At 68.1% G+C, this 18,410-nt stretch carries 18 protein-coding genes; 7 read left to right on the plus strand and 11 right to left on the minus strand.

Going from position 1 to position 18,410, the window contains the following annotated elements:
* Positions 1 to 114: 114 nt before the first annotated feature.
* Together DEI82_RS05195 and DEI82_RS05200 are read right to left on the minus strand one after the other, a co-directional pair.
* Positions 115 to 576, minus strand: a complete 462-nt coding sequence (locus DEI82_RS05195) for a ribose-5-phosphate isomerase (protein WP_111035994.1) — start codon at positions 574 to 576, stop codon at positions 115 to 117.
* Positions 573 to 2,369 (minus strand): dihydroxyacetone kinase family protein, encoded by a 1,797-nt coding sequence (locus DEI82_RS05200; RefSeq protein WP_111035995.1) that lies wholly within the window; start codon positions 2,367 to 2,369, stop codon positions 573 to 575. The genes DEI82_RS05195 and DEI82_RS05200 overlap by 4 nt, the downstream gene beginning before the upstream one ends.
* A 95-nt stretch (positions 2,370 to 2,464) precedes the next feature.
* Between DEI82_RS05200 and DEI82_RS05205 the strand changes: the two genes are divergently transcribed.
* Together DEI82_RS05205 and DEI82_RS05210 are read left to right on the plus strand one after the other, a co-directional pair.
* Complete coding sequence (locus DEI82_RS05205) at positions 2,465 to 3,235, plus strand: SDR family NAD(P)-dependent oxidoreductase (RefSeq protein WP_111036111.1); 771 nt, start codon at positions 2,465 to 2,467, stop codon at positions 3,233 to 3,235.
* 244 nt (positions 3,236 to 3,479) lie between these two features.
* Entirely contained in the window at positions 3,480 to 3,923 is a 444-nt protein-coding gene (locus tag DEI82_RS05210) for a hypothetical protein (RefSeq protein WP_111035996.1), read from the plus strand.
* A 142-nt stretch (positions 3,924 to 4,065) separates the two neighbouring features.
* Here DEI82_RS05210 and DEI82_RS05215 read toward each other — a convergent pair whose 3' ends face one another.
* From DEI82_RS05215 to DEI82_RS05230, 4 genes are all read right to left on the minus strand, one after another.
* Positions 4,066 to 4,263: a hypothetical protein gene (locus tag DEI82_RS05215; protein WP_111035997.1), complete on the minus strand. Its 198-nt coding sequence runs from the start codon at positions 4,261 to 4,263 to the stop codon at positions 4,066 to 4,068.
* Between the two features lie 150 nt (positions 4,264 to 4,413).
* Positions 4,414 to 4,920: a hypothetical protein gene (locus tag DEI82_RS05220; protein ID WP_146242832.1), complete on the minus strand. Its 507-nt coding sequence runs from the start codon at positions 4,918 to 4,920 to the stop codon at positions 4,414 to 4,416.
* Positions 4,921 to 5,135: 215 nt separating this feature from the next.
* Positions 5,136 to 5,795, minus strand: a complete 660-nt coding sequence (locus tag DEI82_RS05225; RefSeq protein ID WP_146242833.1) for a hypothetical protein — start codon at positions 5,793 to 5,795, stop codon at positions 5,136 to 5,138.
* Positions 5,796 to 5,954: 159 nt separating this feature from the next.
* Positions 5,955 to 6,722, minus strand: a complete 768-nt coding sequence (locus DEI82_RS05230; RefSeq protein WP_111036000.1) for an SDR family NAD(P)-dependent oxidoreductase — start codon at positions 6,720 to 6,722, stop codon at positions 5,955 to 5,957.
* Between the two features lie 150 nt (positions 6,723 to 6,872).
* On the opposite strand from DEI82_RS05230, the gene DEI82_RS05235 reads away from it, so the two are divergent.
* From DEI82_RS05235 to DEI82_RS05250, 4 genes are all read left to right on the plus strand, one after another.
* Complete coding sequence (locus DEI82_RS05235; RefSeq protein WP_111036001.1) at positions 6,873 to 7,064, plus strand: hypothetical protein; 192 nt, start codon at positions 6,873 to 6,875, stop codon at positions 7,062 to 7,064.
* Positions 7,061 to 7,414 (plus strand): hypothetical protein, encoded by a 354-nt coding sequence (locus DEI82_RS05240; protein ID WP_146242834.1) that lies wholly within the window; start codon positions 7,061 to 7,063, stop codon positions 7,412 to 7,414. The genes DEI82_RS05235 and DEI82_RS05240 overlap by 4 nt, the downstream gene beginning before the upstream one ends.
* Positions 7,415 to 7,513: 99 nt before the next feature.
* Entirely contained in the window at positions 7,514 to 7,834 is a 321-nt protein-coding gene (locus DEI82_RS05245; RefSeq protein WP_111036003.1) for a nucleotide pyrophosphohydrolase, read from the plus strand.
* The gene (locus DEI82_RS05250) at positions 7,821 to 9,584 is read left to right on the plus strand and encodes a DUF2075 domain-containing protein (RefSeq protein ID WP_111036004.1); all 1,764 of its coding nucleotides are present in this window, start codon (positions 7,821 to 7,823) and stop codon (positions 9,582 to 9,584) included. Before DEI82_RS05245 ends, DEI82_RS05250 begins: the two co-directional genes overlap by 14 nt.
* A gap of 304 nt (positions 9,585 to 9,888) precedes the next feature.
* On the opposite strand, the gene DEI82_RS05255 is transcribed toward DEI82_RS05250, so the two are convergent.
* From DEI82_RS05255 to DEI82_RS05270, 4 genes are all read right to left on the minus strand, one after another.
* A complete protein-coding gene (locus tag DEI82_RS05255) occupies positions 9,889 to 11,190 on the minus strand; it encodes an AAA family ATPase (protein WP_146242835.1) in 1,302 nt (433 codons plus the stop codon).
* Positions 11,191 to 11,788: 598 nt separating this feature from the next.
* On the minus strand, positions 11,789 to 12,610 hold the full coding sequence (locus DEI82_RS05260) for a carbohydrate ABC transporter permease (protein WP_111036006.1): 822 nt from the start codon (positions 12,608 to 12,610) through the stop codon (positions 11,789 to 11,791).
* The gene (locus DEI82_RS05265; RefSeq protein WP_111036007.1) at positions 12,610 to 13,701 is read right to left on the minus strand and encodes a carbohydrate ABC transporter permease; all 1,092 of its coding nucleotides are present in this window, start codon (positions 13,699 to 13,701) and stop codon (positions 12,610 to 12,612) included. The genes DEI82_RS05260 and DEI82_RS05265 overlap by 1 nt, the downstream gene beginning before the upstream one ends.
* A gap of 3 nt (positions 13,702 to 13,704) precedes the next feature.
* Positions 13,705 to 14,955 (minus strand): ABC transporter substrate-binding protein, encoded by a 1,251-nt coding sequence (locus tag DEI82_RS05270; protein WP_111036008.1) that lies wholly within the window; start codon positions 14,953 to 14,955, stop codon positions 13,705 to 13,707.
* A gap of 228 nt (positions 14,956 to 15,183) precedes the next feature.
* On the opposite strand from DEI82_RS05270, the gene DEI82_RS05275 reads away from it, so the two are divergent.
* Positions 15,184 to 16,269: an ROK family protein gene (locus DEI82_RS05275; RefSeq protein WP_146242837.1), complete on the plus strand. Its 1,086-nt coding sequence runs from the start codon at positions 15,184 to 15,186 to the stop codon at positions 16,267 to 16,269.
* A gap of 138 nt (positions 16,270 to 16,407) precedes the next feature.
* On the opposite strand, the gene DEI82_RS05280 is transcribed toward DEI82_RS05275, so the two are convergent.
* Positions 16,408 to 18,174: a class I mannose-6-phosphate isomerase gene (locus DEI82_RS05280; RefSeq protein WP_111036112.1), complete on the minus strand. Its 1,767-nt coding sequence runs from the start codon at positions 18,172 to 18,174 to the stop codon at positions 16,408 to 16,410.
* Positions 18,175 to 18,410: the final 236 nt, after the last annotated feature.

An 18,410-nucleotide genomic window follows, 5' to 3' on the forward strand; every position in this document is an offset into this window, starting at 1 on the left:
GCTGGGAGGCCCGGCAAGACCCCGCCCCGAGGCTGCGACGAGGACGACGCCGCCCGTGAGCGCGACCCGAGTGCCGGGGAGTCTCGCTTCAGGCCGACCGCGACGCAGTTCCGCTCAGTGCGCCGCTTCGTACGCCCGGATCTCCTCGACCTTGTCGTTCGACGCGCTCGAGGTGTCGAACTCGTACGTCAGCCACTCCCGCACGTTGCGGCGGGCGAGCTCGAGGCCGATGACGCGCTGCCCCATGCAGAGCACCTGCGCGTCGTTCGACAGGATCGAGCGCTCCACCGAGTATGAGTCGTGAGCGGTCACGGCCCGGATGCCCGGGACCTTGTTCGCCGAGATCGCGACGCCGAGGCCGGTGCCGCAGAACAGGATCGCCCGGTCGGCGTCCCCGCGGGCGACGATCTCCGCCGCGGCGGTCGCCACGGTCGGGTAGTTCGTGTGCCCGTCGGCGTCCACACCGACGTCGACCACCGAGGCCACGAGGTCGCTCGACTCGAGGTCCTTGCGGATCGCTTCCTTGTAGTCGTACCCGGCGTCGTCCGAGCCGATCACCAATCGCCACTGGGTCATCGCGTGGCTCCTTCCTCGCGACGGTCTGTCGCTCCGGGGTCCCGGTGTACTCCGTCGTCGTCCGTGCCATCTGCGAGTGCGTCGCCAACGGCGCCGACGATCGCCGCGAACGACACGGCGCCTGGGTCGGGGGAGCCGACGGCCTTGTCGCCGTGCGTCTTCGCGCGCCCGAGGTGCGGCACGAGGTCCGCGGTCGACGCCGCACCCTCCTCGGCAGCGGAGGCGGCGGCCGCCCACGCGGTCGCCAGGTCGTCGCCCGCCTCGACCCGCGCGGTGAGCGTGTCGGCGAACGGCACGAGCGCGTCCACCATCGTCTTGTCACCGACGGCCGCTCCGCCCACCGACTGCACGGCCTCCCGGCCCTGGGCGACACCGGTCGCGACGGCGGTGGCGGTCGGCTGCGTCTCGTCGTCGAGCTCGCTCGCGAGGGTCCGCAGCAGCACGCCCCACAGCGCGCCCGAGGTGCCGCCCGCGCGGTCGGCCCAGCCCGCGCTCGCCCGGTGGAGGACCGTGGCGGCGCCGCCCTGGGCCTCCAGAGCGGCGGTCGCGGCGTCGAGTGCCGCGCTCGCGCCGCGCTGCATGCCGATGCCGTGGTCGCCGTCGCCGGCGATCGAGTCGAGGCGACCCCAGTCGTCGACGTTGTCCTGGACCGTCGTCGCGACCGTGCGGAGCAGGTCGACGATGTGTGCCGCGGACTCGCGGGACTCCGCACTGGAGGGCCGGATCGCGTCCTCCGTGTCGGCCTCCGCGGCCGTCGGTCCGGCGCTCACGAGGTCCTGCTGGACGCTGCCGCGACGGAACGCCGGGGTGTCGGCGGGCGCGGTCCACAGGCGCTCGAGCTCGTCGTCGAGCCAGAGCAGGGTCAGGGACGCACCGGCCATGTCGAAGCTCGTGCAGAACTCGCCCACCTGCGGGTCGACCACGGTGAGTCCGCGGTCCTGCAGCAGCCCGGCGATCGAGCGGTAGACGACGAACAGCTCCTCGACCTTGACCGACCCGAGCCCGTTGAGGATCGGGACCACCCGCGCGCCGTCGAGGTCGACGCCCTCGGGGATCTCCGCCTCGGCGAGGAGTCGCTCGACGAACAGCTCGGCGAGCCCCTCGGCGCTGGGGATGTCGGTCTCGTCGATGCCGGGCTCGCCGTGGATGCCGAGCCCGATCGCCATGCGCCCCTCGGGGACGTCGAACAGGGGCTCGTCCGCGCCGGGCAGCGTGCAGCCGCTGAACGCGACGCCCATCGACCGTGTCCGCTCGTTCGCCAGGACCGCGACGCGCTCGACGTCGTCGAGGCCCATGCCCTCGGCAGCGGCGGCCCCGGCCACCTTGAACACCGTGAGGTCACCAGCGATGCCGCGGCGCTTGCCACGCTCGTCGCTCGACGCGCTGAAGATGTCGTCCGTCACGAGGACCGTGCGGCAGTCGATGCCGTCCGCCCGGACCGCGTCCTGCGCTGCCGTGAAGTTGAGGACGTCGCCGGCGTAGTTGCCGTAGCTGAGCAGGGCGCCCCGGCCCTGCTCACTCGCGCGGATCACCGACTCGACCTGGATCGACGACGGCGACGCGAACAGGTTGCCCATCGCTGCCCCGTGCGCGAGCCCCGGCCCGACGAGACCGCCGAACGCCGGCCAGTGCCCCGAGCCGCCGCCGACGACCACGGCGACCTCGGGGTCCGGGCTCCTCGTGGACCGGGTCACACCGCCTCGGACCTGGCGGACTCGATCGCCGTTCGCGAGGACGAAGCCCTCGATCATCTCGTCGACGAACTGGGTGGGCTGGTTCCACAGACGCGTCACGACACTCGCTCCTTCGTTGGACCGGACGTGGAGATCACGAGCCTACCGACCCCGTGTGGGTGGCGGCCGGCCCGCGATGCGAGTACACCGAGGCCATGACCGTTGCCTTCCCCGCCGCCCGCACCGCGATCGTCACCGGGGCGGTCTCGCCCCGCGGGATCGGTCGAGCGACCGCGCGGCGGCTCGCCGCTGCCGGTTGGGACATCGGGATCATCGACCTCGACGACGATGCGTCGGCGGAAGCGGCGTCGGAGCTCGCGGCGTCGTTCGGTGTCCGGGCGGCGGGGGTCGGTGCGGACGTCTCCGACGAAGCCGCGGTCCGCGCCGCCGTCGACGGGCTCGAGTCCGCGCTGCCGCAGATCGTCGCGCTCGTGAACATCGCCGGCATCAGTTCGCCGACGCCGTACCTGGAACTCGAGCCGGGAGAGTGGGACCGCGTCATCGCCGTCAACCTGACCGGCGTGCACCACGTCTCGCGTCGCGTCGCCGAGTCCCTGGCGGCGAGCGGGGTCGGCCGCATCGTGAGCATCTCGTCCGTGTCGGCACAGCGCGGCGGAGGGACCTACAGCAAGACCCCGTACTCGGTCGCGAAGGCCGGGGTGATCGGCCTGACCCGTGCACTCGCCCGCGAACTCGGCCCGCTCGGCGTCACCGCGAACGCCATCGCCCCCGGCCCGATCGACACCGACATCATGGGCGGCACCCTGACCGAGGAACGCAAGGCCGAGATGGCCGCTGACCTGCTCGTGGGGCGTATCGGCACCGTGGACGACGTCGCCGTCGCGGTGGAGTTCCTGCTCCGCGAGGACACCGGGTTCATCACGGGGCACACGCTCGACGTCAACGGCGGGTTGTACATGAACTGAGGGCTCCGGGGTTCGGCGGCCGCGTCCGGCCCGGCTGCCGTTCGGGCACTGCGGCGGTTCGCGCCCCGTGGGTCGTCCGCGCTCCGGGACGCTTCGATGCCGCGCGGTGGTTCGCCCGGGGTCCGGGCCCAGGGCGCCACCCCGGCGCAGCAGCATCTTGACGACCAGCGGCCTCGGTGCTTCGATGACCCTCATTCCGACCATTCGTCGGATATCAGGGGCAATGACATCAAAGGGGATCGTCATGAAGATCAGGAAGCGCATCATCGGGGCCGCCGCTCTCGGAGCGTTCGCACTCACCGTCGGCATCGCAGCACCGGCCAACGCGGTCACGACGACGCAGAGTCATGCGATCTCGTCGAGCGACGGCAACGCATCGGCCGTGGTGAAGGTCACGTGGAGCACGAGCGAGACCTTCCACATCAACTACACCGAAGCCGACACCGCGCCCGACGGGAACGGGCCGTACCTCATCTACGACGTCTCCGGCGCGGGCGGCGGCAGCATCAACTACATCTCACCGTGCACGAAGGGGTCCGGAACCAGCTGCAGCGGCACCGTGCCGTCCGACAGCAGCGTCGGGGTGACCGACGTGACCGTGTGGCTGTGCGCCGGACACGCGCCCGACTACGGGACGCACTGCGGGGCGACCTACAGCTTCAAGAACCCGTACTACTCGATCGACTGATCGGGTCGGCAGCGTCGCCTGGCGCTGGCGGGCGTGGAAACGACGAGGGCGTTGTCGGACGACAGCGCCCTCGTCGTTCGCATGCGACGGGGGATGGCTGCGGTCGGGATCGGGAACCCCCGGCACGGACCGCTCCGGTGGATCAGTCCTCCGTGTCAGCGGCCGACTCGGGCTCAGCCTGCGTCTCGGCCATCCGGTTCCGGAGTTCGTCGGCCATGCTCGAGGCGCCTTCGCTCCCGTGGTCGTTGTCCACCTGCTCGATCAGGCCCGCCAGCTTCTCCTTGTTCGTCGCGTCGGTGGCGCCGTCCATGACGGGCTCGGTCTGCTCGTTGTCGCTCATGGCGCGGACGCTACGCGCGGTGCCTCTGTGTCGGGCCGCCGGGCGTGGTCGTGGTCGTGGCGACGGCGGGACGGCCAAGGGCGCGTGCGGACGACAAGTGCGCGGTCGTCCTTCCGCGCACTTGTCGTCGACGCGCGCTTCTCGCCAGCGTCAGTCGGACGCGAGGGTGATCCGGATGACCTCCACCGCGTCCGGGTCAACGCCAGCGCGCCGGCTCAGCGACGGATCCTGCTTGATGCGCGCTGCGGCCGCGAGCAATCGACGCCGCTCCGTGGCGGTCAGGTCGATCCCGAGCGCGTCACGACGCTCGACCAGTGCTGCAAGTGTGGCGATGTCCACGAGGTGACGGGAGTTGTCCTGTCCGGCGAGTGCGTCGGCCGCCGCGGCCTTGCTCACCAGTGCACCCTGCAGTGTCGGACGGAGCAGGCGCCCAACGCGTCCGTTCACGTCGACCTTGACCTCTGAGGCGCGATACAGCGCACCTTGCGTGCCGGGCGCGGCGATCGTCGTTCCTCCGCGGACGCCGCGCCGACTGTCAGCACGCTCGCCGAGGAATCGAGCCTGCAGGACATCGATCTGAGCGCCTTCTCGGACCCACCGATGTTGGTGCCCCTCGAACGAAGTCCCGTCTGGCTCGAATCCGAGGTCGGCGAGCACCCGCGTGAGATCCCAGAGGATCTGTGGATGCGCGCGGACGTCGAGCGCGACGTCGGCGTCCTGCGTCGGACGTGCGCTCGCAGAGCCCCGCTCCCAGCACAGCGACTGCACCATCTGGCCGCCGACGAGGATCCAGTCCCGCGGCAGTCGTTCGTACGCATCGAACAGCGCATGCCATGCAGCTGCCTGCGCGGACGCGAGGGCCGGCGCAACGATCACTCCTTCGTTCCTCGAAGGAGCTGTGCCAGCCGAGCGCGCTCTCGTGGGCCGCCGTCCGTCGCGAGATCGAGGAGGAGCGTCGACAGCGGGAGAGTGGCGGGTGGGCAGTCTGCCTCGACGTGCAGAGCGACGTTCGGTGCCACTGATTCTCGGAGCAAGAACTCGCGCCGCAGGCTGTCCATGTCCTGCTCCGCCACATGGGCTTCGAGGAAGTCAGGAGCGCTGATCTCCGCACGTGGGTCGCTCACGCCCCCGAGGACGAGGCGATCGTCCGATCGAAGGTCGGCCATGTCGGCAGGTTGCACGAACAGCATCAGAGGTCGCTGCAGGACGCGAGGGCGGAACCAGGTGATGAAGACGTCGGCCGCGTGCTCGTCGTGGCGGAGGGCGTGGAGCCGCGCATCGAGGCGATGACGCTCGGTCGGACGCAGTGCGACTCGCAATGCGTCGCTCCCGTCGATCATCGACAGGAGCGCGGCGGCCATGCGTTGCGCCAGCGGACGACTCCGCTGAGGACGCAGCTGTTCGCCGTCGTCGATGAGCCAGACGCCGCTCGCCTTCCGGGCCGGCAGGACTCCCTGGCGCGCTGCCTTGCGGACGATCTGCTCAGAGAATCCGTACTGGTGCGCGTAGTCGGCAATGCTCACCTCGGCCATGCACACAAGTGTATCGGCGCTAGTCGACTAGTGTGCATCCGCCAGTGCAGAGAACCCGTGCCGTCGGCGGTGTCCGGCGGACCAGCGAGACGCGCACGACGACAAGTGCGCGGCCAGGCGACGGCGCAGTTGTCGTCGGCGCGCGCAGTTGCGGCGGCGCTACGCCTGCGGCGGCTGCCCGTTGCTCGCGGTCGTCCCGCCGTCGACCGGCAGGATCGCCCCGGTGATGAACGACGCCTCATCGCTTGCCAGGAACAGGATCACGGCGGCGACCTCCTCGGGCTGACCCCCGCGGCCCAGGGCGATCCGCTCGGCGAACGCCTGCTTGAGCTCCTCGTTCTCCGCCTGCTGCTGCGTCATGTCCGTCCAGATGAGCCCGGGCGCCACCGCGTTGACGCGCACCCCGTGCTCCCCGTTGTCGAGCGCCGCCGCCCGCGTGAGGTTGCTCACGCCGCCCTTCGCCGCGTTGTAGGGGCTCATGCGCCAGTCGCCGCTCATGCCCGACACGCTCGAGGTGTTCACGATCGACCCCTTCGTCTCGCGCAGGTGGGGGAGCGCTGCGCGCGTGCCGTAGAACACGGCGGACAGGTCGGTCTCGATGACGCGGCGCCACTCCTCCGGCTCGATCTCGGTGATGTCGCCCGAGGTGAACGTCCCCGCGTTGTTCACGAGCACGTCGAGGCGGCCGTAGGTGTCGACGGCGGTGCGCACGGCCTGCTCCATCGTCGCTGGCTGCGCGACATCGCCGGTGATCGTCGTCACGGCACCGTCCGGGAGGCCCGCGGCGGTCTCCGCGATCTTCTCGCCGACCGAGTCCACGGCCACCACGCGGGCACCCTCGCCGACGAACGCGCGCACCGTCGCCGCGCCGATCCCGGAGCCCGCTCCGGTGACGATCGCGACCTTGTTCTCGAATCGGTTGGGCATGGTGGTTCCTCTCATCGGTGCGGGTGCGGTGCCTCCATTGACCCACTGCCGCGGTCGGCGGCACTCAGCCGGGAGGCGCGGCTGCAGCCCGTTGACACCGATCCGAATACGCGGGTCCGGACCGCCGAGCGCCCGAATAGGATCCGGAGCGTGACGACATCGACGCCCCGCGAGCTCGCCGAGGAGCTCGGGTACCGGGACGAGACGCGTCCAGGCGCGGTCGTTCGCCGGTACCTGCGGCAGCGGTACCCGGAGCACCCGAAGCACGAGCGCTGGGTCCTCGACGACGAGCAGGCCGACGACGTGCGTGTCCACGTCCCGCGCGCAGAGCCGCGCGGATGAGAGCGCCAGCGTTGTTCTCGAAGGTCGCGAGGTGGCGCCGTGACGACATCGTCGCGGCCGCGCAGGCCGAACACCGCCTCGGCGAGATCGTGCTCGAGTGCGAGGTCTGGATCGCCTTCGACACCCGGGAGGTGGCGTTCTCGCAGTCCGACGCCAAGGAGACCCACGGGGGCATCTTCACCGCCGATTACGTCCTCGCGAACTGGATGCGGTTCCTCGAGGAGCCAGGCGGGCGGTGGATCATCCCGCACCTCCAGGCGATGGCGCGGGGCGAGGACGTGCGGAGCGCCGTGCTCGCGGACTACGCGTGGCAGCACGGGGGCGAGGTGCCGGAAACGGTGGTCTGGTAGCGGACCAGCCTCAGTAGCTGTCCGCCGTGTCGACGCTCACGCTAGCGCGTCGGCTCGTTGGCATGACGGAGTCTTCCTCGGGGCTGCTAGCGTGCGACGGTGACCGAGCAAGTGCTAATTCAGGAGCTGCGTCAATTCGTCGCTGAGCGCGACTGGGGTCAGTTCCACGCTCCGGACAACCTCGCGAAGAGCATCGCGATCGAGGCCGGAGAGTTGCTCGAGTGCTTCCAGTGGGGCACGGAGGCGGACGTCGAGCACGTCCGCGAAGAACTCGCCGATGTCCTGACCTACGGCCTGCTCCTCGCGGATCGGCTCGGGCTCGACGCCGACGAGATCGTTCGCGCCAAGCTCGAGGTGACGCGGTCGAAGTACCCGGTCGAGACGGCGCGAGGCCGGAGCACGAAGTATGACCGGCTCTGAGGTCGAGCGGCTCCCGTTCAACAAGCGTGCTGTGCAGGCGTGGCAGACCGTCGACGCACGGTTCGTCAATTGGCCCGTCGTTTACGTGTTGGACGACGATGAGCACGTCTACGTCGGCGAGACCAGGAGCGCTGCAGTGCGGATGCGCCAGCATCTGGAGTCACCGGAGCGGGGCACGCTGCGCACGGTCCGTCTCGTGCTTGACGACACGTTCAACAAGTCCGTGTGCCTCGACCTTGAGTCATTCCTGATCAAGCTGTTCGCCGGAGACGGGAAGTACACGGTCCTCAACCGGAACGAGGGCATCGTCGATGCTGACTACTACGACCGGACTGCCTACCGCTCCAAGTTCGACGACGTCTTCGAGAAGCTGCGCGACCAGGAACTCTTCACTCGTAACATCCCGGAGATCGAGAACAGCGAGCTTTTCAAGCTCTCCCCGTTCAAGGCGCTGAATCGGGAGCAGGCTGTCGTGATGGAGGACCTCCTCGAGGGGCTTTTCGCCGATCTCGAGCGGGGTGCGGAGAGCACAGCCGTGGTCCAGGGTGATCCGGGGACGGGGAAGACCATCGTCGCGGTCTACCTGGCGAAGCTCCTCCGCGACATCGGGCGCGGCGGTGGTCTCGACGACGTCGACGGCGATTCGCTTTTCTCGGACTTCTTCACGGAGGGCTACCGAGAGCTCGTCGTCGGGATGAAGCTCGGCTTCGTCGTGCCGCAGCAGGCGCTGAGGGCATCGCTGAAGAACGTGTTCCGGAAGACTCCGGGCTTGGAGCCGTCCATGGTGCTCACTCCTTTCGAGGTGGGCAAGAGCGCGGAGCGCTACGACCTCTTGATCGTGGATGAAGCGCATCGCCTCAATCAGCGGGCGAACCAGGCATCAGGCCCGCAGAACAAAAGCTTTGGCGAGATCAATGAGACCCTCTTCAGCAGGGACGACGATCACTGGACTCAATTGGACTGGATCCGGCATCAGAGCCGGCACCAGATCTTCCTGCTCGACTCGGAACAGAGCGTGCGACCAGCCGACCTCCCGCTGGCCACGCAGGACCAGCTGAAGGAGGAAGCGAGGAAAGACGGTCGGTACTTCAGGCTGTTCACGCAGATGCGGGTCCGCGGGGGCGCTGACTACGTGTCGTATGTCAGGGCGCTGATGCACGGGGAGGCAGTGACGCCTCGTTCCTTCGGCGAGTACGAGTTCCTGATGTTCGACGACCTCGGCGAGATGCATGACGCCATCCGAACTCGCGACGAGGAGGTGGGGCTGGCGCGGCTTGCGGGCGGATACGCCTGGAAGTGGGCGAGCAAGAGGGACCCCAGCGCGTACGACATCGATATCGACGGTCGTCGTCTGCGATGGAACCAGACTCAGAAGGACTGGATCACGTCCAAGGGTGCGGTCGACCAAGTTGGGTCCATTCACACCGTGCAGGGGTACGACCTCAATTACGTCGGAGTCATAATCGGTCCGGACCTCCGGTACGACCCCGTTGCCCAGCGCCTTGAGTTCGACCGATCGAACTACTTCGACCGGAAGGGCATGGAGGACAACCGTCGCCTCGGGATCAAGTACAGCGACGAGAACTTGCTTAACTTCGTGGCAAACATCTACGCGGTGCTTCTCACACGAGGTGTCCTCGGGACGTACGTCTATGTCTGCGACCCCTTGCTGCGCCGCCACCTCGCAGCATCGATAGGAAGCGCTGCGGCCGCCGCAGCCCCTTCTGACTCGTACGGCAGTTCCATGTAACCGCAATCGTTCCGGAATGGAGACGACCGGCTAGCGCTCCCAAATCCCACGAGCGTGGGTGCCGACGACGGGTTTCCACTCCGGCGCGGTGGCTTCGAGTTAACCCAGGGGACCAGCGCCAGGCAACGGTCCGTCGTTCTGTTCGTTTGTAGGAACGGGCCAACCACGAGGGTCCTCGAGGGCGCGAGTTGCGGGTACGCTTCAACCCCGAGTCATCCAACTGGGACTTTGGGGGCGATCACTGAGTAGCACAAGCGCCACGTCTGCGTGAAAGGAAAGCCTCGAAGTTGCCGCCCGTACGGGCTCAGTACTTGTCATAGATCTCCCGCACCTGCTCCGAAACGCCGCGGAACAGGGACGGCCGGATGCGGACGTAGACCTTGAACATCTCGTCCCGGAAGCGTAGGACACCACGCTGTTGGAAGACCGGAGCGTAGAGAATTGAGCCATGAGCCTCACTTGTCAGATGCCCTCGGTATGTTGATGGCCCGGACACCCCCAACGAGCTGGCCATCCTGTAGATATCTGATGTTGGGATGTCGCTGTCTTGCCACTCGGCGAACAGGCGTAGGAGCTGCTCACGCGGGACCGAATCTCGAACCGCCTGTTGGTACTTATCTGAATACTCCTGCGCAAATCTGTTGTGAACGAGAGAGTGAACGGCCGAATCGACGGCGTCGAGGGATACCACTTCGTCCTTCTCGTCGAAGGCGGTCAGGAGTGCGGTCTGGCCAACTACGTGCACGAACCACGGAAACCCTCCGGAGATTTGTACGAGTTTCGACTTGGCCTCGTTAGTGAAGACCAATGGGTGTCCGATCTCATGCAGGTAATTCTCAACTCGGTCGATGATTCCACGCAGTTCAGCCGCGGCCATCGTTCGAACTTCAATAGGCGCGAGCTTGCGAGCGAGGGACTGGTGGTCGGCCAGGAGTTCAGAGTGATTTGCGGCGATACCTACAAGTAGGAACTTCAGGTTCTCCGTCGAGTTAGCCTTGAGGAAAGCGGCTAGGCCGCCGCTGTTCTGCATGCGATCCAGCTCGTCGATTACGAATAAGACTGGCTGCCCATAGTGCCTGGTGAGAAGTTCACATATAGTAGTTAGCTTCTCCTCTAGCGTGAGGTCCAGGTAATTTGCCCGCTGAGCTTCGGTCTCGAACCGTTTAACGCTCTCTACCTCAAAAAACTTGATAGTGAGGCGACGGCGCGAAGTTCTGTCTACCAATCTCCGCGCGGTTTGTGGGTCTCCACTATCCATGTCCACTGCCTCAACCGCATTGACGAGGAGTTGCAGCAGGGCTTCTGTCGAATCTATCTGGTCCGTACAGGTAACGTGAAACGTGAGGAAGTACTGATCCGGGTCGAGTTGCAGGTGACTTAGGTTCATCTGGGCCAGTAGCTCGGGGTCGCCCTGTGCGATGCGCGTCGCCTGCAGGGCAAGGCTCGACTTGCCCAGACCACGCTGGCCGTAAATCAGCGGGACGCTGCCGTCAACGTGTAGCGCTTCGGTCAGTCCCTGAACTTCGCGGGTCCGTCCCGCAAATCGCGAAGGGTCGTCTACCTCAGTGGATGGTTGGAACGCGTTGACCACGTCTCGTCGGCTCATGTACACCCCTCGCTAACCTGATCAAGACACTATCTCAAGTACGAAAGGTACTCGAGCCTTACGGACAGCTGTGATTGTCTTGACATCCTCTGCGTCTTCTGCGCTGATCTGCTCGAAAGGGTCGCCCTGATCGACGGCGCTGTCTTCGGCCTTGATGAGCCGTCGCGCGGACTCGTCAAGGGCCAGACCTCGACTCTCTGACGTAACGCGGAGCTCGACAGCAGCCACAACATCACTCCCCGTCTACCAATGATGGGATCCGGGGCGTCAGTCGCGCTGACAGCTGATTCGTCGCTCACGGCATTCCCATTTTTGTAGCTGCCGTTCCGCTTCGATGCCTGCGGATTCCCCTGCGATCGTCACGACGCTCTCTTCCGAGCTCCAGCGGGCGACCGTTCTGCTCGGTCGTACCGCTGCGGAATGAGCGTGGCTGGATGAACGTCCTGCCGGAGGGGCCTGCCCCGGGGCCGGGCCGGCGGCCCAGTCTGCGCTCGCCGGCTGCGGAGGCGAGGGGACCTACTCCGGAGCTCGGTCGCCTTGCTCCCACGCGAAGAAGGGCCGCCGCGGCAACGCCAACGCGACCCAAGGACAGCAGGGCTCAGTACTGCCCCAACGACAACCCCCGCTGGAAGAACCGCTGCGCGAACCCGAACAGCAGCGCGGTCGGCAGCGACACCAGGAGCGCGGCGGTCAGGATGATCGTGAACCCGGGCCCACCACCTTCGACGGACTGCAGCGCGTTGAGCAGGGGCATCACGGGCCGGGTCGCAGGGCTCTGGGTCAGGATGAGCGCGATGAGGAAGTCGTTCCACACCCATGTGGCCTGCAGGATGAACACGACGACCAGGGCGCTGCGCGACATCGGCAGGTAGATGCGGGTGAAGATCCGCCAGACGCTGGCGCCGTCGACGACCGCGGCCTCGAACACGCTCGGCGCGATGCCGACGAAGAAGTTCCGCATGACGAACGCCGAGAACGGCAGGGCGACGACGGCGTAGATGATGATCAGGCCGGGCGCGGTGTCGAACAGGCCGATGTCGGCGTAGACCGAGAACCAGGGGATGAGCATCATCTGCAGCGGGAACACCGTTCCGCAGAAGATGATGAAGAACCAGAAGAACCCGTGCCGGACCTTGAGCACGATGACCGCGAACGCCACGGCGGCACCCAGGGCGACGGCGATGATCGGCGCGACGATCGCGTACACGGCGGTGATGCCGAGGCCGGATGGCACGTCGGTGTTCTGGAACACCGCGATGACGTTGTCCCACAGGCCGACGGGGGAGCCGGCACTCCACAGGTCGTCGCCGGAGTACGAGGCGGAGCTCTTGCTCGCGTTCGCGAACAGCAGGTAGATCGGCACGAGCCACAGCAGGCCCATGGCGCCGAGGATCACGTAGCGGGGCATGGTCGACCGCATCAGACGGCCCTCCGTTCTGAACGAGCCACCCCGGACCGGTCGGACCGTCCGGAGCCGCTGGCGGCCCCGACCGTCTCACGAGGCGAGGCATCGGACGGACCGCTGGCGGACCTCCCGGCCGAGCCGCCAGACGCGCCGGTCCCGCCGTCGCCACCGCGCGTACGCCGGGAGGCCCGACCCGCGCCCGCCCCGTCGCGCGCCGCCCCGTCACCCGAGGAGTCGCCGATCGCGAGCTGCCGCCGCAGGTAGATGACGCTCGCGGCGACGGTGATGACGCTGAGGAAGATCGCGACGGCGGACCCGAGCCCGTACTGGCTGTTCGAGAACGTGTCGCGGTACATGGTGACGCCGAGGGTCTCGGACACCCGGTTCGGCCCGCCCTGCGTCATGGCCTGCACGATGTCGAACGTCTTGAGGCTGTTGACGATCGACAGGCCGACCACGATGGTCGTCGACGGCCGGAGCAGTGGCCAGATCATGTACCGGAACATGCGCCAGCCGGAGGCGCCGTCGACGCGTGCGGCCTCGAGCGGCTCCTTGGGGATCGACTGCAGGCCGACGGTGAACAGCAGCGCGTTGACGCCGATGCCCTGCCACGACGCGGCGAGGATCATCACCACGGTGTTGAGCGGCGCCACCTGGAGCCAGCGGATGTCGCTGCCGGGCAGGTGCAGGAACGCGAGTGCCTGGGACAGCGCACCGCCGTTCTGCAGCACGAAGTTGAACAGGATGCCGACCGCGACGCCGGACAGCGCGTAGGGGATGAGGAACGGCACGCGGAGCCAGGCGGCGCCCTTGAGGCCGAATGACAGGTAGGCGACGAGGAGCCCGATCCCGACGGGGATGAGCAGCGAGCCGCCGACCCAGATCAGTGTGTTGAGGAGCGCGGTGGTGAACACCGGGTCGGTGAACATCGAGGCGTAGTTGGCGAGCCCGACGAACGACGCGCTGCCGAGGCCCGTGTACGAAGTGAAGCTGAGGTAGACGGTGTAGAGGACGGGGAGGTAGAGGACCAGGACCACCACGGCCGCGCCTGGGCCGAGGAAGGCCCAGGCGGCGGCCTGGTAGTTGGTCGATTTGCGGTCGGCCATCGGTTACTTGTGGCTCTTCCAGTACTGCGCGGCGACCTGCTGGATGCCCGACAGGTACTTCTTCGGGTCACCGGGGTTCGTCATGAACCCCGTGAACTGGTCGAGCGCCTCGGTCAGGATCTGCTGCGGCGTGGCCTCGTAGTAGCGCAGGTACGTCTCGTACTTGCTGGTGTTCGACAGTTCCTTGCTCGCGTCGACGAAGGTCTGCGTCGCCGCGGTGGCCTTCGGGTTGTACGGCAGGTTGTTCTGCTGCTTCGACCAGGCGGTCTGCGCCTTCGCGGTCATCCACCAGGCCGAGTACTTGAGCCCGAGCTGCTTCTGGGAGGACTTCTCGGGCACGCACGCCGGCGCGGTCTCGATGGCGACGGGGGTCTTGGCCTGCGCCGGGTTCACCTTGGGGATCGTGAACACGCCCCAGTCGGTTCCGGGCTTGAGGCCGACCTGGTCGATCGTCGACGCGTACCAGGTGCCGAACGGGATCATGGCGAGCTTGCCGTCCTTCATCTGCGTCTCGGGCGCCGTCTTGGAACCCGGGTCGCTGAAGTACCCCTTCTTCTCCATGTCGAGCCAGGTGTCCATCACCTTGACCACGCGCGGGTCGGTGTACGACGCCTTGCCGGTCGACAGCTCCTTGTACAGGTTCAGGTCCGTGCCGGCGAGGATGATCTGGAACCACACGAACGCCCAGGGGTCGCCACCCGAGCTCCAGAACGGCGAGATGCCGTGCTGCTTGAGCACCGCGGCGTCGGACATCATCTCGGCCCAGGTCGTCGGCGGCGTCAAGTTGTACTTGGCGAACATCGACTTGTCGTAGTACATGACCCAGTCGTCGACGCTGATCGGGGTGCAGTACTGCTTGCCGTCGATCGTGTAGAGGCTCTTGACGCTCGGGGCGATCTGGCCGTTCGCGATCGCCTTCTTCCAGATGCTCGAGGTGTCCGCGACGAGGCCCTGGTCGACGAGCTGCTTGAGCTGGTCGCCGGTGTGCCAGGTGAACAGCCCCGGCGTCTTGTTCGTCCGGAACGACTGCTTGACGAACGCCTGGAACGCCGGCTGGTCCGCGTAGGTCGAGGACTTGAGCGAGACGCCGATGTCCTTCTGCGACACCTTCGAGAACGACTTGAAGTCCCACGACTTGTCGTTGACGAAGCTCAAGGTGCCGGTGGTGGTGTTCGACGAGCTCGACGACGAACACCCGACGAGCACCGCTGATGCCGCCAGGGTCATCGCGATGACCGGTAGCAATCGCTTCATTTTCACGCTGAACTCCCTTGTTCTCGGCTCGGTGCACGCGTCTCGCCGCTCGTGGAACTCAGTGCGAGGAGTGCGGATGCAATCCGTTGGTATCGTTACCAGGCGCTGACAGTAACATGCGCTGCGACGGAGCGGCAAGGGTGTCGATCCCGAACCGGACGGACTGCGCGGGTCGGACAGCGGCGCCGCCGGACGACGGCGTGACCTGATGACAGGCGAGTGGGGACGATGAGCGGAACGCACCAGCAGCACCGGCCGGGAGGCCCGATCCACGTCATGGACGTCGGCGGCAGTCACGTGACCGCCGCGGTCGTGACGGGGACCGGCGCCGCGATCGCTCCCGATGCGGGACCAGCGTCCGGTGTCGCGACGGTCACCGGTGGCGTGCCCGGGGCCGGCTTCGAGCGTGCGGATGTCGCGGGCATCGGAGCCGACGTCCGGTGGGCGGTGCGGGCCTCCCGGACGCGGCCACTCGATGCGGGTGCGCCCCGCGGCGCCCTGCTCGAGGTCCTGGTCGACGCCGCCCGCGAGGTCGCTGCCGAGGGTGCGCCCGCCTGGACGATCGCGATGCCCGGTCCGTTCGATCCCGTTCGTGGTGTCGGCGACTTCCGGGGCATGGGGAAGTTCGAAGCGCTCACGGGTGTCGACCTCCGGGCGGCGCTGGCCGACCGGCTCGGGGTGCCGCCGACGGCCATCGGGTTCTGCAACGACGCGGTGGCGTACGGCATCGGGGAGTGGGCTGCCGGTGCGGGCGAGCGAGCTGCACGGATGGTGTGCCTGACGCTCGGGACGGGCGTGGGGTCGGCGTTCCTCGACCACGGCGTGCACGTCGACCACGGCGACCTGGTGCCTGCTCGCGGTGAGGCGCACACGATCCGGCTCGACGGGCGGCCGCTCGAGGAGACCGTGTCGACCGCAGCGCTCCGGGATGCCTACGCGCGGGCGACGGGTTCCGCCGGTGCGACGGGTTCCGCGGGTGCGACGGATGCAACTGGCGCGACGCAGCACGGCGGGGGAGCGGACGCGCCGAGCGTCCGCGAGATCGCCGACCGCGCGCGGCAGGGCGACATCGTGGCGGCGCGCGTGATCAGCACGACGATGACCGCGCTCGGGCGGGCGCTCGGTCCGTGGGTGCGGCGGTTCGGGGCCTCCCGGGCGGTGATCGGCGGTGCGATGGCGGGCTCGTGGGACCTGCTCGAGGAGCCCCTGGCGACGGCGCTCGCTGATGCCGGTGCGGTGGTCGAGCTCCGGCAGGCGCAGCTCGGGTCGGCCGCGCCGCTCATCGGAGCGGCGGTCTGGGCGGACGGCCGCTGACGTCAGGTTCCGGCGGCGTCCGCCCGGCCGAGGCTCGCGCGGACGGGGGCAGGGGCAGGGGCGAGTGTGCACGACGCGCCGCTCACTCCCGGGCGGAACGGCGTGTTGTGCCCCCTCGGCGGACCGCGGCCCCGCGCGCTACCCCCGCTCCGTGCCCCGCACCGACGCCTTGACGGTCGCGAGGCGCTGCCCGACCCCGCGCCCGTGCGGACGGATCGTGTAGGGCCCGACGGCGGCCGGGACGATGAAGGTCTCGGCGTAGTGGACGACGAACGGCTCGAACGCGCCGGTGGGGCTCTCGACGATGGCCTCAGTGCCCTCGACGAGGTTGAGGACGTTGACCGTGCCACGGGTGTCGTGCGGGACGACGTCGGTGAACCAGTGCCGACGGACCTCGATGAACTCGAGCTCGTGCAGGCCGGTGCGCTCCTCGACCCAGCCGTCGCCGGAGGCCACCTCGGTCACCTGGTCGACCAGGTGGTCGCGGGTCCACGTCGTGTCCCGGTCCCACTGCACGTTCGCCATTGCGTGGTCGAGGTGGATCGGACGCGGGACGCCGTCGAGCCCGACCCGGCCCCAGTCCCACATCTTGAAGGTGAAGATGTACGGCGTCGCCGAGATCTCGAGCACCATCGAGTTCGCCCCGGAGCAGTGCACGGTGCCGGCGGGGATGAGGAAGTGGTCGTGCTTCTTGGCGGGGAACGCGTTGACGAACGCGTCGGCCTCGAACGGGGCGGCACCGGTCTCGGCGGTGCGGAGCGCCTGCTCCATCGCCGCGGGTTCGGCGTCCTCACGGAGCCCGAGGTACACCACGGCGTCGTCGGCGGCGTCGAGCAGGTAGTAGCTCTCGTCCTGCGTGTAGTGCATGCCGAACTTGTCCTGGATGTACCCGGTCAGCGGATGCACCTGGAGTGACAGGTTGCCGCCCTCCATGGTGTCCAGGAAGTCGAAGCGGATCGGGAACTCCGGGCCGAACCGGGCGTGGGTCCGTTCGCCCAGGAGCTCCCGCGGGTGCCGGAGGACCAGGTCGAGCGAGGGGACCTCGACCAGCGTGCCGTCGACGTCGAGCAGGAGGCTGTTCTCCTCGGGCACGCAGTCGAAGCACCAGGCGTAGTTCTCGGCGTCGTCGAGGTCGAACGTCGTCTTCATCCACTGGCCGCCCCAGACGCCGGGGTCGAAGAACGGGACGACCCGGAACGGACGGGTCGTCGCTGCCGCGAGTCCGGCTCGGAACGTGTCGCCGGTGATGAGCTTGGCGGTCGCCATCGTGCTGTTCGCGTCGAGGACGTAGTCGATCCGGTCGAACAGCGCCCGCTTGTGCCGGTCGGCCATCCGCCACTCGACGAAGAACCCGCGTTTGACCTTGCGGAGCTGGTCGTCGTCGCCGTTGTCCGCGCGCCAGTTCGGGGCACCCGCGCGCTGTCGCTGCTGGATCTCCCATCGGGCGAGGTCGGCGAGGACGATCGTGTTGAACGTCGTCGGCACGAGCGTGGCGCCCCAGCCGTAGACCACGACGGGCCGCTCGGACGCGGCGACCCGGTCGGCCACGGCGGCGAGGCGGTCCGTGTTGTACAGGATGTCGAGCGTGCGATGGTCCATGACGCCGAACACCCGGTCGTCGGTGAGGTTCGGGGCGAGGAGCGCGTCGATGTACTCGCGGGAGTGCGCCGCCGCGGCCTCGACGCCGATGAGCTCGGCGTCGGGGAGTACCCGGGCGAGCTCGGCACGGAGCCCGTCGAGGTCGCTGCCGGGGTAGGTGTCGATCGCGATCGGGCGACCGGGAGCCGCGTGTTCCGCCAGTCGCCCCCACGCCTCGGGGCCGGTCCAGGCGTGGTGCCCGGGTCCGACGGCCACCGACGGTGCCGTGTCGTAGGTCGCCCGTGATCCGGTCGGTCGGTCGTCCATCCCCGCTCCCTTCGCGTCCGCGACCGACGCTGGCCGCATGGATGTGTGTTCAGGTTGGTAACGTTATCAGGATCGGCACCGATCGCAAGCCCGGCGGGAGGCCCGGCACCGGCCCGTCGGGAGGCCCACCTCCGGCCGGTCTCGGCGCCGCGTCCGGCGTCTCCTCGGAAGCGCTACCGCTCCTCCCGATGGACCCGAGCCTCCCGGCCGCTGGTTTCGACGTCCCGGTTGTCGTT

It is taken from the genome of Curtobacterium sp. MCBD17_019 (assembly GCF_003234555.1).
Lineage (GTDB): Bacteria > Actinomycetota > Actinomycetes > Actinomycetales > Microbacteriaceae > Curtobacterium.